Source organism: Streptomyces sp. NPDC004539 (genome assembly GCF_040610055.1).
In the GTDB taxonomy this organism is placed as follows: Bacteria; Actinomycetota; Actinomycetes; order Streptomycetales; family Streptomycetaceae; genus Streptomyces.
Genome location: NZ_JBEXLS010000003.1, coordinates 65,658 through 81,718, shown reverse-complemented (window position 1 = coordinate 81,718; position 16,061 = coordinate 65,658). Strand labels below are relative to the sequence as shown.

Here is a 16,061-nt window from a genome sequence, read left to right as displayed (position 1 = left end):
GGTCCCCTCGTGGCCTCGGGTAGCGGGATTCCCCAGTCTGATCAGTGACTCACGGGTACGCCGACAGGTGAAGCGACAGGATTCCGGCGCACCTGTTGTCAGCTTCCCTCACAACTGCGGGCGCTCCGGAGCCGTAACGGCGAGTACTAGCCGGTAAACAATTTCGTGGCCTTCTGTACGAGTTCGTACAGGCCGTAGGCCAGCGGCGCCCCCACCCACAGCCAGGCGAAGACGATCAGCGGACGCCGGTCAGGCGGACTCGGGCTGCTGTCGGGCTCCGACATCGGCGGCCTCCTTCGGGGTGGTGGTGACGTGGTGGCGGGGGTGGACCGGCCGGACGAGTTCGTTGGCGACGAAGCCGACGGCGAGCAGGCCGATCATGATGAACAGGGAGAGGGTGTAGAGCGAGGCGCCGCTCTTGCCGGCCTCCTCCTGCCGGTCGGCTATCCAGTTGACGATCAGCGGGCCGAGCACGCCGGCCGTGGACCAGGCGGTGAGGAGACGGCCGTGGATCGCGCCGACCTGGTAGGTGCCGAACAGGTCCTTCAGATAGGCGGGGATCGTGGCGAAGCCGCCGCCGTAGAAGGAGAGGATCACCAGCGCGCTGATCACGAACACCGGCTTCGAGGAGTCGCCGAAGCTCGCGATCAGGGCGTACATCAGCGCGCCCACGCCCAGGTAGACGCGGTAGACGTTCTTGCGGCCGATCAGGTCGGACGTCGACGACCAGCCGATGCGCCCCGCCATGTTCGCGGCGGACAGCAGGGCGACGAACCCGGCGGCGGCCGTCACCGACACCGTCTGGGACGTGTCCGCGAAGAAGTCCTTGATCATGGGCGCGGCCTTCTCCAGGATGCCGATCCCGGCGGTCACGTTCATGCACAGGACGACCCACAGGCACCAGAACTGGGGTGTGCGCACAGCGCTGTCGGCGGAGACCTGCGGCCCGGTGACAACGTTCGCCGCCGCCGTCTCGGCGACCGCCTCCCGGGGCCTCGGCACCCGCACGAGCAGCACACCGAGCGTCATGAACACGGCGTACGTCAGCCCGTGCACGAGGAACGCGAGCGCGATCCCGTCGCTGTCCGAGCCGAACGACTCCAGCATCTGCGCGGACCACGGCGAGGCGATCAGCGCGCCGCCGCCGAAGCCCATGATGGCGATGCCGGTGGCCATGCCCGGCCGGTCCGGGAACCATTTGATCAGCGTGGACACCGGGGAGATATAGCCGATGCCGAGTCCTATGCCGCCGATGAAGCCGTAGCCGAACACGATCAGCCAGTACTGCCCGGTCGCGGCGCCCAGCGCGGAGACCAGGAACCCGGTGGAGAAGAAGACCAGGGCGACCGTCATCGCCCAGCGCGGGCCGTTGCGTTCGACGAGGGTGCCGCCGAACGCGGCGGACAGTCCGAGCATGACGATGGCGAGCTGGAACGGCAGCGCGCTCTGCGTGCCGCTGAGGTCGAGCGCGGACTCCAGCGGTGGCTTGAACACGCTCCAGGCGTACGCCTGGCCGATCGAGAGGTGGATGGAGAGAGCGGCAGGCGGGACGAGCCAGCGGCTCCAGCCGGGCGGTGCGACAGGGGGACTCATGAATCCGGAACCGTAGGAATCCCGCCGGGTGTTGAGAACCCCGTGGTCGACCGTATGCGGTGAACGGTATGCGCCGAGCGCCGAACGGTCGGACCGATCGTTTCCGCAGGGCCGGGGGCTTGCGGGACAATGAAGGGCATGGGACGAGTCACCGAACGCCGCAGAGTGGTCCGTATCCGGGACGGCGCCGTGTCGGCGCGGGCCGACACGCTGGTGGCGGAGGAGCCGCTGGAGATCCGGCTCAACGGCAAGCCCCTCGCCATCACGATGCGCACCCCGGGCGACGACTTCGCGCTCGCGGCCGGATTCCTCGTGAGCGAGGGGGTCCTCGCGCACGCCGCCGACCTCCAGAACATCGTCTACTGCGCGGGCGCGACCGCCGACGGCGTCAACACCTACAACGTCGTCGACGTCCGCACCTCCCCCGGCGTCGTCCTGCCGGACATCACGCTGGAGCGCAACGTCTATACGACGTCGTCCTGCGGCCTGTGCGGAAAGGCGAGCCTCGACGCCGTCCGCACCACCGCGCACTGGACGATCTCGGACGACCCGCCGCTGCGGGTCGGCGCCGAGCTGCTGGCCGAACTGCCCGACCGGCTCCGGGCGGCCCAGCGCGTGTTCGACCGGACCGGGGGCCTGCACGCCGCCGCCCTGTTCACCGAGGCGGGAGAGCTGCTGGACGTCAAGGAGGACGTAGGCCGGCACAACGCGGTGGACAAACTGATCGGCCGCGCCCTCCAGAACGGCGACCTGCCCCTGTCCCGGTGCGTCCTGCTGGTCTCGGGACGGGCCTCCTTCGAACTGGCCCAGAAGGCCGTGATGGCCGGCATCCCGATGCTGGCGGCCGTATCGGCCCCGTCGTCCCTCGCGGTGGACCTGGCCGAGGAGACGGGGCTGACCCTGGTGGGGTTCCTGCGGGGGGCGTCGATGAACGTGTACGCGGGGGCGGAGCGGGTCCTGGTGGGGGCGGAGGTTCCCCAGGGGTGAGGCCGGCCGACGGCGGTGGCTAGCCCGCCGTCACCGTCTCCCGGTCGGATGTGGCGGCCGGGTCCTCCGTGACGTCCCGTGCCCGCCGCTTCGCGATCACCGCGCACACCATGAGCTGCATCTGGTGGAACAGCATGAGCGGCAGGACGGCCAGCGACGCCTGGGCGCCGAACAGGACGCTCGCCATCGGCAGGCCGGAGGCCAGGGACTTCTTGGAGCCGGCGAACTGGATGGCGATCCGGTCCTCGCGGCCGAAGCCGAGGGCCTTGCCGCCGAACCAGGTCAGGGCCAGCATCACCGCGAGGATCACGGCCTCGACGACGAGGAGCGCGCCGAGGCGGGCCGGGCTGACCTGGTGCCAGATGCCCCGGACCATGCCCTCGCTGAACGCGGAGTAGACGACCAGGAGGATCGAGCCCCGGTCGACGAGGCCGAGGACCCTCTTGTGCCGGGTGAGGAACCCGCCGATCCAGCGCCGGGTCAGCTGCCCCGCGAGGAACGGCACCAGGAGCTGGAGGACGATCTCCAGCAGCGAGTCCGCCGAGAAGCCGCCCGCGCCGCCCAGCAGGGCCGCCGCGAGGAGCGGGGTGACGACGATGCCGATGATCGAGGAGAAGGAGCCCGCGCAGATCGCCGCCGGGACGTTCCCCCGGGCCATCGAGGTGAACGCGATGGAGGACTGGACGGTGGAGGGGACCAGGGTGAGGAAGAGGACGCCTTGGTGGAGGGGGTCGGTGAGGATCGTGGGGACCAGGGCGCCGGTGGCGAGGCCGAGCAGCGGGAAGATCACGAACGTGCAGGCCAGGACGGTGACGTGCAGACGCCAGTGGCGCAGGCCGTCCATCGCCTCGCGGGTGGAGAGGCGGGCGCCGTAGAGGAAGAAGAGGAAGGCGATGGCTCCGGTGGAGACCCCGGAGACCGCGTCGGCGGCCTGGCCCCGGGCCGGGAGGAGGGCGGCGAGGCCGACCGTGCCCAGCAGCAGGAGGATGTAGGGGTCGATCGGCATCCGCAGGGGCCGTCGCAGGCGTTTCAACTGTGCTCCACGTGCGCGTTCGTCAACTGGTTCCGCGGGGCCGGTACGCCCCTCTCCATGGTCCTCCTCCCGCCCGTGATCGGGAATCCGTCATACCGCTCTCACTGTTATCGCCGATCACGATAGGCGCGTACGCTGCGTCCATGTACGACCCCTCCCACCTGCGCACCTTCCTCACCGTCGCGCAGACCCTCAGCTTCACCCAGGCCGCCCGCCGCCTCGGGCTGCGCCAGTCCACGGTCAGCCAGCACGTCCGCCGCCTGGAGGACGCCGCCGGACGCACCCTGTTCACCCGGGACACGCACTCCGTCGAGCTGACGGAGGACGGCGAGGCGATGCTCGGGTTCGCCCGGCGGATTCTGGCCGTGCACGAGCAGGCCGCCGCGTTCTTCACCGGGACCCGGCTGCGGGGCCGGCTGCGGTTCGGGGCGTCGGAGGACTTCGTGCTGACCCGGCTGCCGGAGATCCTGGAGGGCTTCCGCTACGAACACCCGGAAGTCGACCTGGAGTTGACGGTCGAGCTGTCCGGCACCCTGCACGAGCGGCTCGCCGCCGGGAAGCTGGACCTGGTGCTCGCCAAACGCCGCCCGGAGGACCCCCGGGGCGAGCTGGTCTGGCACGACGAGCTGGTGTGGATCGGCGCCGAACGGCTGCGGCTCGACCCGGAGCGTCCCGTCCCCCTCATCGTCTACCCGCCGCCCGGCATCACCCGGGCGCTCGCGCTGGAGGCGCTGGAGCGGCAGGGCCGGGCGTGGCGGATCGTGTGCACGAGCGGCAGCCTGAACGGGCTGATCGCGGCGGCGCGCGCGGGGCTCGGGGTGATGGCGCACTCCCGGAAGGTGCTGCCGCCGGGGCTGGTCCGGGTGCCGGACCGGTTCGGGCTGCCGGAGCTGGGCCCGGTGGACTTCGTCCTGGTGCACGGCCGCGGCCGTCCCGCGGCGACGGAGGCGGCCGGCGCGCTGGCCGCGGCGATCCTCGCGGGCGGCGTACGCCTGCACCGACCGTGACCGTTCGCGCGCAGATTCCGTGGAGATTGCGGCACCGACACTTACCGAACCGTCAGTTCCTCGCCCCTTATCGCACCCCGTACACGAATCGTCCCGCCCCGATCGGCCCCTACCTGAGCAGTACTCCGTTTTCACCCCCCTCCCGCCTTTCGTCCCTGTGGGGTAGCTTTCACCGCGCAAAACGGCCGGGAAGAAGCGGGGTGCGAGGTTGCGCGAGTTCACCAACCCTGCGTTGGCGTTGCCACCCCCCGTCGGCGGCCTCGCCGACTCCGTGTTCCGGTACGCCGAGGAGGACCCCCGGCACATCGCGCTGGGCCGCCGCGACGAGGGCGGCGCGTGGCGCGACGTGAGCGCCGCCGAGTTCCGCGACGAGGTCCTGGCGCTCGCCAAGGGCCTGCTCGCCCGGGGCATCCGGTTCGGGGACCGCGTCGCGATCATGTCCCGCACCCGCTACGAGTGGACGCTCTTCGACTACGCGCTGTGGACGATCGGCGCGCACGTGGTGCCGGTGTATCCGACGTCGTCCGCCGAGCAGTGCTACTGGATGCTGTACGACAGCGACTGCGTGGCCGCCGTCGTCGAGCACGAGGACCACGCGATGACGATCGCCACCGTCATCGACCGCCTCCCCGCCCTGCGCGAGCTGTGGCAGCTCGACACGGGCGTCGTCCAGGAGCTGTACGACGGCGGCGCGCACCTCGACGACGAGGTGGTCCACCGCCACCGCGAGGCCGTCACCCCGCAGGCGGTGGCCAGCGTCATCTACACCTCGGGGACCACCGGGCGCCCCAAGGGGTGCGTGATCACCCACGGCAACCTGATGTTCGAGGCCGACACCGTGATCCGCTACTGGGAGCCGATCTTCCGCTCCCGGCGCGGCGACGAGCCGGCGACGCTGCTGTTCCTGCCGCTGGCGCACGTCTTCGGGCGGATGGTGCAGGTCGCGGCGTTGCGCGCCAAGGTGCGGTTCGGTCATCAGCCGCAGATGCAGGCGGCCGTGCTGCTGCCCGACCTGGCCGCGTTCCGGCCGACGTTCTTCCTGGCCGTGCCGTACATCTTCGAGAAGGTCTTCTCGGCCGCCCGCCGCAAGGCGGAGCGCGAGGGCCGGTCGGGGCCGTTCGAGAAGGCCGTCGACATCGCTGTCGCGTACGCGGAGGCCGTGGAGGCGAAGGCGTGGGGGACGGGCCCCGGGCCGTCCGCCGGGCTGCGGATGCAGCACCAGATCTACGACAAGCTGGTGTACGCGAAGGTGCGGGCCGCGATGGGCGGCCGGGTCCGGCAGGCGGTGTCGGGCGGCTCGGCGATGGACCGCCGCCTCGGCCTGTTCTTCGCGGGCGCGGGCGTACAGATCTACGAGGGGTACGGCCTCACGGAGACGACGGCCGCTGCGACCGCGAACCCGCCGGGCCGCACCCGCTACGGCACCGTCGGGCAGCCGATCCCGGGCATGACCGTGCACATCGCGGACGACGGCGAGATCTGGCTGCGCGGCGAGAACGTCTTCCCCGCCTACCTGAACAACCCGAAGGCGACCGACCAGGCGCTGCACGACGGCTGGCTCGCCACCGGTGACCTGGGCGCCCTCGACGCGGACGGCTATCTGACGATCACCGGCCGCAAGAAGGAGATCCTGGTCACCTCCGGCGGCAAGAGCGTCTCGCCGGGCCCGCTGGAGGAGCGGGTGCGCGACCATCCGCTGGTCGGCCAGTGCGTCCTGGTCGGCAACGACCGGCCGTTCGTCGCCGCGCTGATCACCCTCGACATGGAGGGCGTCGAGCACTGGCTGCGGATGCGGGACAAGCCGGACGGCCTGTCCCCCGCCGAACTCGTGCGCGACGGCGATCTGGAGGCCGAGGTGCGCCGGGCGGTCGTCGCCGCGAACACGCTGGTCTCGCAGGCCGAGCAGATCCGGACGTTCCGTATCCTCGGCCAGCCGTTCACCGAGGAGCACGGCCTGCTGACGCCGTCGCTGAAGCTGAAGCGCAAGGCGATCGAGAACGCGTACGCGAAGGAGGTCGAGGCGCTGTACGGGTCCTGAGCCGGGTTCCCCCGGGAGGAATGCGCCGCGTACCGTGACCGTTGACCATGGAAGCATCCCTGACGGACAACCTAAGGATCGAGAGCGCGTGAGCAGCAAGGTCCCCCCGATCATCCTGAACAACGGCGTCGAGATGCCCCAGCTGGGCTTCGGCGTGTGGCAGGTGCCGGACGACGAGGCGGAGCGCGCGGTCGCCACCGCCCTGGAGGCCGGCTACCGCTCCATCGACACGGCCGCGATCTACGGCAACGAGGAGGGCACCGGCAAGGCGGTCGCCGCCTCGGGTGTGGCCCGCGAGGAGCTCTTCGTCACGACGAAGCTGTGGAACACCGAGCAGGGCTACGACTCGACGCTGCGCGCGTTCGACGAGTCCCTCGGCAAGCTGGGCCTCGACTACGTCGACCTGTACCTGATCCACTGGCCGACCCCGGCCCGCGACCTCTACGTCGACACGTACAAGGCGTTCGAGAAGCTGTACGCGGACGGCCGGGTCAAGGCGATCGGCGTCTCCAACTTCCCCGTCGGCCACCTGGAGCGCCTCATCGCGGAGACGTCCGTGATCCCGGCGGTCAACCAGATCGAGCTGCACCCCCACCTCCAGCAGCGGGCGCTGCGCGAGTTCCACGCCGAGCAGGGCATCGCCACCGAGGCGTGGTCGCCGCTCGGCCAGGGCAAGGGCCTCCTGGAGGTCCCGGCGATCGTCGCGATCGCCCAGAAGCACGGCCGTACCCCGGCCCAGGTCGTGCTCCGCTGGCACCTCCAGATCGGCAACGTGGTCATCCCCAAGTCGGTGACCCCGTCCCGGATCGAGGAGAACATCGAGGTCTTCGACTTCTCCCTGGACGACGAGGACCTGGCCGCGATCAGCGCGCTGAACGAGGACCGGCGCATCGGCCCGGACCCGGCGGAGTTCAACCTCGCCTGAGGTGACGCGCGTCGAGGGGCGGGACTTCCGAGTCCCGCCCCTTTCGCGCTAGTTGGGCTGGCCGATCGGCCGGACGACGATGGTGTTGACGTCCACGCCGTCGGGCTGGTCCAGCGACCAGACCAGCGAGTCGGCGATCTGGTCCGCCGTCAGGAGGTGGCCCGGCGGCAGGCCGCCGTAGTTGTCCCAGAACGGCGTCTCGACGCGGCCCGGCGCGATCAGGGTGACGCCCACGCCCCAGTCGGTGACCTGGCGGCGCGTGTTCTCGGCGAGCGCGGTGATCGCCCACTTCGTCGCCCCGTACAGGTTGCCCGGCGTCTGGACGAACCCGGCGACGCTGCCGACCAGCACGATCCGGCCCTTCGTCTCCTTGAGCGCGTCGATCGAGGCGCGGATCAGCAGCGCCGGACCCAGCACGTTGGTGAGGATCATCTCCGGCCAGCCGGAGGGGTCGCCCTCGGCGACCGTGTCGTGCGTGCCCATACCGGCGTTGGCGACGACGGCGTCCAGACGGCCGTACGTCTCAAGGGTCTTGGTGACGGCGTGCTGGACGTCGGCGTACTCGGCCGCGTTGCCGGGGAGCGTCAACAGGCCCTCCGGGTCGCCGAGTTCCTTCGCGAAGGCGGCGAGGCGGTCCTCGCCCCGGCCGGTGACGGCGACCTGCCAGCCCTTGGCGAGGAGCTGTCGGGCGGCGGCGGCGCCGATACCGCTGCCGCCGCCGGTGATGAGTGCTGTGCGAGTCATGGTGTACCCCCTGTGTCGTGCGTGAACGAGGGGGAGTCCACCATTTCGAGTGCTCTCGAAGTCAAGTCCCGCCGGGTCAGGCGGGCTTGACCGCCGTGTGCACCGTGTGGGCGGCCAGCACGTACAGGTCGGGGCGGCGCTGGATGCTCCCCGGGTCCCGCGGGTCGAGGAGGCGGTCGACCGTCTCGCGGTCCTCGGCGTCGAGGTGTTCTCCGATGCCGTCGCGGACGCGGGTGAACTGCTCGGTGACGTAGGCGCGGGCCCGGTCCGAGACGGGGGCCGGGAGGTCGAGGAGGAAGCTGCGGGTGCGGGTGTGCTTGAGGCCCGCCGAGGTCAGGAGGGCCGCCCAGTCCTCGCGTTCCGCCACCGAGCCGGGGAGGTCCGCGCGCATCCGGGCGAACCAGTCCGCGCTGAGCGCCTCGATGCGGGACTCCAGACCGGGCCGGCCGAAGCCGGGGTCGCGGGGCAGGAAGCGGGTCGGCAGGCCGCCCTCCATGAGGGCGAGGGTGCCGCCGGGGGCGAGGCGCTCGGCGCAGGCGGCGAGCGCGGCGCGCTGGTCGCCGAGGTGGTGGAGGCTGCGACCGGCCCACAGCAGGTCGGCGGGGTAGTCCAACTCGGCGAGGCTGCCGGGGAGTTCACCGGCGAGGGTCGCGAACCGGTCGCCGTACCCGAGGCGTTCGGCGCGCTCGCGGGCCCGGTCCAGGAGGGGCTGCGAGCCGTCGGCGGCGATCACGCGGGCGCCGGGGAACGTCTCGGCGAGCAGGCCGGTGACGACGCCGGGGCCGCTGCCGACGTCCACGATCAGGCCGGGTTCGGTGATCTCCCGGCCGAGCCAGGCGAGGGCGCGCTCGTACCAGGGGGCGTACAACTCGGCCTGGGACTCCAGGTGGTGGGCCATGTCCGCCCAGTCGATGCCGGTGTCGCCCTGGTGGCCGGTGCCGTGGTGGTGGTGCTGGTGTGCCATGCCGGTCAGCCTCTCCTCGGTGATGGCGCCAGCGTGCGCCGCCGCACCGGGAAGGGGCCACTTCTCTTGCCGGGACGGCAAAAAATTGCCGGAACCGCAAAACCCCTGGGCCCGGCCGCTCCGTAGGGGCGGGAGCGGCCGGAGGGGCACGGCCCGGCTGTGGAACCCGCGTCCGCCGGGGCCGGGGGCGAGAGGGGGGTCCCCGGCGGACGCGAGGCGGGGAAGGTCAGCCGAGCGGCGGGTACGCGTTCTGCATCAGCTGCTGGAACTGCGCGGAGAACCAGTGCCCGGACAGCGGCGCGTTGGGCAGCGCCCCGGACATGTGGTTGTTGTTGCGCGGGTTCCCGGTGTACGTCGGGTCGCACATGCGGTCGAAGCCCTTGCCCTCGTCGTTCGGGATCGCCGAGGAGGAACCGTCGGACTCACCCGGCGGCTTCATCCACACGTACGCGTCGATCCCGGCGGCGGGAGCGGCCTGCGGGCGTTCGCCGAGCCCGGCACCGGACTGGTTGCACCAGTTCCCGACGTGGATTCGGCGGTCGTAGCGCCCGCCGTCGACGTAGGTGTCCACGCTGGTCTGCGCGCCCGGTCCGGCGGGCCGCGCGGTGCCGCCCCAGCCGTTGCGGGAGGTGTCGATCAGCATGCCGATGTTGGAGCGGAACCCGGCCGACACCAGCTGGTTGCGGAACGCCTGCGCGTACGACAGCTCGTCCGTGTACCGGTTCCAGTCCACCCACTTCGACTCGCGCACCGACTTGCCGGCCACGTTGTCGTTGATGGAGAAGTTGTTCTCCTTCAGCGCGCTGTAGTTGGCGGTGTTGGTGATGAAGCCCTGGACGTCGTCGACGGTCGCGCCCTCGGCGGTCGCGGCCTGGGCGAAGAGCTGCGCGGACGGGGCGAAGTTGTCGTCCCAGCCGAGCCAGCCGTGGTGCCCGGCGTCGATGTAGTTGTAGACGTTCGGGATGTCGCCGAGCTTGTTCAGGGCGTAGCCGACGCCCTTCACGTAGTTGCCGTTGGCCTTCATCGTGTCGCAGGCCGGGGTGGCGGTGGCCCGGCTGCCGGTGTTGGTGATGAGGTTGGGCAGCGAGTCGATCTCGATCGTGTTGACGATCCGCAGCGAGGCGTACTTGGGGTCGGCGAGGATCGCGGCGATCGGGTCGATGAACTGCGTCTTGTACTTGTCGATCTCCGTCGGGCCGAGTTCGCCGTTGGAGGCGAGCGCGGCGCAGTCCCGGCCGGGGAGGTCGTAGATGACGAGCTGTACGACGAGTTCGCCGCTGCCCTTCTGGGTGAGCGCGGTGTCGAGGTGGGCGCGCAGGCCGCGGGCGCCGGTCGTGCCGGTGATCGCGGCGATGCGGTCCATCCAGACGCCGGTGGGCTGGTTGGAGATCCGCGAACCGCCGCTCTCCGCCGCGGCCCTGGCCGACCAGTCCGGGTTGACGTACACCTTGGCGCCCGCGTACGGGTTGTCGACGCGCGAGCCGGTGCCGGGTCCGGGGGTGCCGGGGTCGGTGGGTCCGCCGGTGCCGCTGTCGACGTTGCAGGTGACGCCGTCGAGCGTGAACGTCGTGGGCAGCGCGTTGCTGCCGCTGTAGGACGCCTGGAACCCGAAGCTGACCGAACCGCCGGTCGGCAGCGTCCCGTTGTACGTCTCGTTGGCGGCGGTGACGGCCGTCCCGGCCTGGGTGACCTTCGCGTTCCAGCCGCTGGTGACCTGCTGGTTGCCGCCGTACGACCACTTCACGGCCCAACTCGACTTGGCGGCCGAGTTGTTGGTGACGACGACGTTGGCGGTGAAGCCGGTGCTCCACTGGCTCTGGACCTGGTAGTCGACGGTGCAGGGGATCGCGGCGATCGATCCGGCGTCCGGGACCATCGCCAGCGCGGTCCCGGAGGCGCCGGCGACGAGCGCCAGGGCGGCGAGCATCGCTGTTCTGCTACGGCTCATGAGTGCGGGTTTCCTTCTCTTCGGGGTGCGGGTGTCTCTCGTTTCCTTGGGGGGTTCAGCCGTTCAGGGCGCGCAGGTGGTCGCGCAGCCCGGTGCCGTACGCGGTGGGCGTGCCGTCGTAACTCGTGATCAGCGCCGGCCCCGTGGAGCAGTCCCAGGTGTTCCAGGTCCAGCCCAGGTACGACAGGCCCCGGTCGTCGAACCACTTCATGACCTGGTCGACGAATCCGTGGGAGCAGGTGTTCTCGCCGATCTCCCCCGCCACCAGGGGGACCTGGGCGGCGACCGGGGTGAGCTGGGAGTTCCAGCAGGCGGCGTTCGCGCAGGAGTTGAAGTTGTAGACGTGCCACGCGGCGGCGAGATTGCCGGTGGGGTCGGCCGGCCGGTACGTCAGCCACTGGGTGAGGTCGTTGGAGTAGGCGAGGCCGGGGACGAGGACGGTGTTGCGGGCGCCGGTCGCGCGGACGGCGTCGACGAGGTCCTGCATGCCGGCGACCTCGTAGCCGATGCCGGGGCAGGTCCCGCCGTCGCGCCAGCACTGCCACGCCTGGGTGGCGGTGGGGGTCGCGCGGTCCGGGTAGGGCTCGTTGAACAGGTCGAACACGACGGACTGGTCGGCCTTGAAGGTGTTCGCGACGGACGTCCAGAAGGCGGGCGTGTACTGCATGTCGGGCATCGGCTTCTGGCAACTGGCGTGCACGTCGGCGCATCCGGCGGAGTTCCCGGTGTACTGGCCCCAGGTCCAGTGCAGTTCGACCACGGGGGTCATGCCGTGCGCCTTGACGCGGGCGACGAGGTCCTTGACCGCGTTGACATAGTTGGCCCCGGCGTAGGCGGGCTGGATGTTGGACGTACCCAGCCAGCACTCCTCGTTGAGCGGGATGCGGACCGTGTTCGCCTTCCAGTCGGCGATCGCCTTGATCGCGGCGTCGTCGACCGGACCGTCCCAGATGCCCCTGCCCTGCACGCACATGAACTCGCCGCCGGAGCGGTTCACGCCGAGCAGCCTGCGGGCCGTGCCGGACGCGTCGACCAGCTTGTTGCCGGAGACGCGGAGTTCGGGGGCCGTACCGCCGCCCGGGGGAGGCGTCGGTGTCGGGGTCGGCGTGGGCTGCGTATCGGTGTTGCAGAGCGCGCCGTTGAGCCTGAACGCCGTGGGTACGCCGTTCGCGCCCGACTTCGACGCGACGAACCCGGTGTCGACGCTCGCCCCCGTCCCGAGGGTGCCGTTGTAGGACTCGTTCAGCGCGGTCACCGTCGAACCGGACTGGGACCACTTGGCGTTCCAGCCCTGGGTGACCTTCTGGCCGCTCGCGAAGTCGAACGTGAGCGTCCAACCGCTCACGGCCGCACCGTTGTTGGTGATCTTCACGGCGCTCTGGAAGCCGGCGTCCCACTGTCCGGTGACGGAGTAGTCCACCGTGCAGACGGGCGCCGCTCCCTGGGCCGTGACGACCGGCCACAGCGCTCCTCCGACGAGGGCGCCCGCGCCGGCGACGGCTAAAAGTACTGAACGCGGGGGGTGTCGCATGAGCGACTCCTTGCAGCTCAGGCACGTCAAGGCGGACGCACCGACTGATGGAATCGCTCCCACTGGTGTCAACGAAGCTAGCGGCAAGGCCCGGTAAAGAACAGGGGAGTCACTGACTTTCCCTCAATGAACGGGCGTCGAATCTTTTCGACTCTTCAAGCACCTTGACCGAAGACACCCCCTTCCCCACTATGGGAGCGCTCCCACTGGTTCAAGGCTTGTTGCTCCTCCCCCACTTCCGCCGAGCACTCCCCGAGCCGCAAGGAGGAACCAGCACATGGACCCACGACGCAGACGCCGTAGGACGCGGCGCCTGTGGACCGCCGTCCTGGCGGCCCTCGCGCTCCCGCTGGCCACCCTGACCACGCTCACGAGTACCGCACAGGCAGCGGCACTTCAGTGCAGCGTCGACTACAAGACGAACGACTGGGGCAGCGGTTTCACCGCCGACCTGACGATCACCAACCGGGGTACCGACCCCATCAACGGCTGGACGCTCGGCTACGCGTACACCGGTAACCAGAAGCTGTCGAACGGCTGGAACGGCACCTGGACGCAGTCCGGCAGCACGGTCTCCGTCCAGAACGCCACGTACAACGCGAACATCGCGGCCGGCGCGGCGGTGACCACCGGCGCCCAGTTCACCTACTCCGGCACGAACACGGCGCCGGCCGGCTTCACGATCAACGGCACCGCCTGCGTCGGCGCGCACCAGCCGCCGATCACCGTGCTGACCAGCCCCACCGCGGGCGCGATCTACACGCAGGGCACCGCCGTCCCGCTCGCCGCGACGGCCGCCGCCGCGGACAACGCGACGATCAGCAAGGTCGAGTTCTACGACGACACGACCCTCCTCGGCACGGACACCACCGCGCCGTACACGTTCTCGGCGACCGGCCTGGCCGTCGGCGCGCACTCCCTGGTCGCGAAGGCGTACGACAGCCTGGGCGCGGCCGGGACCTCGACGCCGGTCGGGATCACCGTGGCCTCGGGCCCGGCGGTCGTCGCGTCGGTGACGCAGCTCGCCGTGCAGCAGGGCAAGACGGGCACGTACACGCTGCGGCTGTCGACGCAGCCCTCGTCGAACGTGACGGTGGCGACCGCGCGCGTCTCCGGCAACACCGGCCTCACGGTGACCGGCGGCGCAGCCCTCACCTTCACCTCGTCGAACTGGAGCACCCCGCAGACGGTGACGATCACCGGCAACGCGACCGGCACCGGCGCGGCGGCCTTCGATTCGACGGCGGCCGGCCTCGCGAAGGCGACGGTCACGGCGACCCAGATCGCCGGGCAGAAGACGTACGACGCCCGGTTCCTGGAGCTGTACGGGAAGGTCACCAACCCGGCGAACGGCTACTTCTCGCCCGAGGGCATCCCGTACCACTCGGTGGAGACGCTGATCGTCGAGGCGCCGGACCAGGGCCACGAGACGACGTCCGAGGCGTACAGCTATCTGCTGTGGCTCCAGGCGACGTACGGCAGGATCACCGGCGACTGGACGAAGTTCAACGGGGCGTGGGACCTCATGGAGAAGTACATGATCCCCACCCACGCCGACCAGCCGACGAACTCCTTCTACAACGCCGCCAAGCCGGCCACCTACGCGCCCGAGCTGGACACCCCGAACGAGTACCCGGCCCGCCTCGACACCTCGGTGTCGGTCGGCCAGGACCCGATCGCGGCCGAGCTGAAGTCCGCGTACGGCACGGACGACGTCTACGGCATGCACTGGCTCCAGGACGTGGACAACGTCTACGGGTACGGCAACGCGCCCGGCAAGTGCGAGGCCGGACCTACGGACACGGGCCCCTCGTACATCAACACCTTCCAGCGGGGCTCGCAGGAATCCGTGTGGGAGACCGTGCCGCAGCCGACCTGCGACCAGTTCAAGTACGGCGGCACGAACGGCTATCTGGACCTGTTCACCGGTGACGCCTCCTACGCGAAGCAGTGGAAGTTCACCAACGCCCCGGACGCCGACGCGCGCGCCGTGCAGGCCGCGTACTGGGCGGACGTCTGGGCGAAGCAGCAGGGCAAGGGCGCGGACGTCTCGGCGGCCGTCGGCAAGGCCGCGAAGATGGGCGACTATCTGCGGTACTCGATGTATGACAAGTACTTCAAGAAGATCGGCAACTGTGTCGGTCCGTCCGCCTGCGCGGCCGGCTCCGGCAAGAACTCCTCGCACTACCTGATGTCCTGGTACTACGCGTGGGGCGGCGCGACCGACGCCAGCGCCGGCTGGGCCTGGCGTATCGGCTCCAGCCACACCCACGGCGGCTACCAGAACCCCCTGGCCGCCTACGCGTTGAGCGCGTACGCGCCGCTGAAGCCCAAGTCGGCGACGGGTTCGGCGGACTGGGCGACCTCGCTCACCCGGCAGCTGGAGTTCTACCGCTGGCTCCAGTCGAACGAGGGCGCCATCGCCGGTGGCGCGACGAACAGCTGGGCGGGGCGGTACGCCACTCCCCCGGCCGGCACGTCGACCTTCTACGGCATGTACTACGACCAGCAGCCCGTCTACCACGACCCGCCGTCCAACCAGTGGTTCGGCTTCCAGGCGTGGTCGATGGAGCGGGTCGCCGAGTACTACCAGCAGACCGGGAACGCGACCGCCAAGGCGCTCCTCGACAAGTGGGTGACCTGGGCGCTGTCCCAGACGACCGTCAACCCCGACGGCACCTACCGGTTCCCCGGCACGCTCTCCTGGTCCGGCCAGCCCGACACCTGGAACGCGTCGACTCCGGGCGCCAACGCGGGACTTCACGTCAACGTCGTCGACTACACCAACGACGTCGGCGTGGCGGGCGCGTACGCACGGGCGTTGACGTACTACGCCGCCAAGTCCGGCCACGCCCAGGCCAAGACGGTCGCCAAGGCGCTGCTGGACGGCATGTGGTCGCACTACCAGGACAGCCTGGGCATCGCGACCCCGGAGACCCGGGCCGACTACAACCGCTTCGACGACGGCGTGTACGTCCCGAGCGGCTGGAGCGGCAAGATGCCGAACGGCGACACCATCAACTCGTCCTCGACGTTCATCTCGCTGCGGTCCTTCTACAAGAACGACCCCAACTGGTCGAAGATCGAGGCGTATCTCGCGGGCGGAGCGGCGCCCTCGTTCACGTACCACCGGTTCTGGGCCCAGGCCGACATCGCACTGGCCCTGGGTTCGTACGCGGAGCTGCTCGAATAAGTCCCCGCTGAGGCTCCGTGTAACCGCCGGGCGACCCCCACCCGCACAGGGGGTCGCCCGGTCGTACCCGTTTTCTTCCCCCACATGGCAGCACGAGG

11 protein-coding genes are annotated in these 16,061 nt (G+C 70.4%); 5 read left to right on the top strand and 6 right to left on the bottom strand.

The window, feature by feature from the left end; genetic code table 11:
* Positions 1 to 249: 249 nt before the first annotated feature.
* The gene (locus tag ABZX85_RS07000; protein WP_355863252.1) at positions 250 to 1,593 is read right to left on the bottom strand and encodes an OFA family MFS transporter; all 1,344 of its coding nucleotides are present in this window, start codon (positions 1,591 to 1,593) and stop codon (positions 250 to 252) included.
* Positions 1,594 to 1,731: 138 nt separating this feature from the next.
* On the opposite strand from ABZX85_RS07000, the gene fdhD reads away from it, so the two are divergent.
* Entirely contained in the window at positions 1,732 to 2,580 is an 849-nt protein-coding gene (fdhD, locus tag ABZX85_RS06995) for a formate dehydrogenase accessory sulfurtransferase FdhD (RefSeq protein WP_355863250.1), read from the top strand.
* 19 nt (positions 2,581 to 2,599) lie between these two features.
* Here the strand turns inward: fdhD and ABZX85_RS06990 are convergent, their stop codons facing one another.
* Complete coding sequence (locus tag ABZX85_RS06990; RefSeq protein WP_355864139.1) at positions 2,600 to 3,586, bottom strand: bile acid:sodium symporter family protein; 987 nt, start codon at positions 3,584 to 3,586, stop codon at positions 2,600 to 2,602.
* A gap of 170 nt (positions 3,587 to 3,756) precedes the next feature.
* Here ABZX85_RS06990 and ABZX85_RS06985 point away from each other — a divergent pair, with 170 nt between their 5' ends.
* The 3 genes from ABZX85_RS06985 (at position 3,757) to ABZX85_RS06975 (ending at position 7,583) form a co-directional block, all read left to right on the top strand.
* Positions 3,757 to 4,620: a LysR substrate-binding domain-containing protein gene (locus ABZX85_RS06985; RefSeq protein WP_355863248.1), complete on the top strand. Its 864-nt coding sequence runs from the start codon at positions 3,757 to 3,759 to the stop codon at positions 4,618 to 4,620.
* A 208-nt stretch (positions 4,621 to 4,828) separates the two neighbouring features.
* Complete coding sequence (locus ABZX85_RS06980) at positions 4,829 to 6,658, top strand: long-chain fatty acid--CoA ligase (protein WP_355863246.1); 1,830 nt, start codon at positions 4,829 to 4,831, stop codon at positions 6,656 to 6,658.
* An 88-nt stretch (positions 6,659 to 6,746) separates the two neighbouring features.
* Positions 6,747 to 7,583 carry an aldo/keto reductase gene (locus ABZX85_RS06975; RefSeq protein WP_355863244.1) on the top strand — a complete coding sequence of 279 codons (837 nt, stop codon included), beginning with the start codon at positions 6,747 to 6,749 and terminating at the stop codon, positions 7,581 to 7,583.
* 48 nt (positions 7,584 to 7,631) lie between these two features.
* On the opposite strand, the gene ABZX85_RS06970 is transcribed toward ABZX85_RS06975, so the two are convergent.
* The 4 genes from ABZX85_RS06970 to ABZX85_RS06955 form a co-directional block, all read right to left on the bottom strand.
* On the bottom strand, positions 7,632 to 8,327 hold the full coding sequence (locus ABZX85_RS06970) for an SDR family NAD(P)-dependent oxidoreductase (RefSeq protein ID WP_355863242.1): 696 nt from the start codon (positions 8,325 to 8,327) through the stop codon (positions 7,632 to 7,634).
* Between the two features lie 76 nt (positions 8,328 to 8,403).
* On the bottom strand, positions 8,404 to 9,291 hold the full coding sequence (locus tag ABZX85_RS06965) for a class I SAM-dependent methyltransferase (protein WP_355863240.1): 888 nt from the start codon (positions 9,289 to 9,291) through the stop codon (positions 8,404 to 8,406).
* 226 nt (positions 9,292 to 9,517) lie between these two features.
* Positions 9,518 to 11,239, bottom strand: a complete 1,722-nt coding sequence (locus tag ABZX85_RS06960; RefSeq protein WP_355863238.1) for a glycoside hydrolase family 6 protein — start codon at positions 11,237 to 11,239, stop codon at positions 9,518 to 9,520.
* Between the two features lie 55 nt (positions 11,240 to 11,294).
* Positions 11,295 to 12,770, bottom strand: coding sequence for a cellulase family glycosylhydrolase (locus ABZX85_RS06955; RefSeq protein ID WP_355863236.1), 1,476 nt, complete (start codon positions 12,768 to 12,770; stop codon positions 11,295 to 11,297).
* 277 nt (positions 12,771 to 13,047) lie between these two features.
* Between ABZX85_RS06955 and ABZX85_RS06950 the strand changes: the two genes are divergently transcribed.
* Entirely contained in the window at positions 13,048 to 15,963 is a 2,916-nt protein-coding gene (locus tag ABZX85_RS06950) for a glycoside hydrolase family 48 protein (RefSeq protein WP_355863234.1), read from the top strand.
* The last annotated feature ends 98 nt before the right edge of the window (positions 15,964 to 16,061 follow it).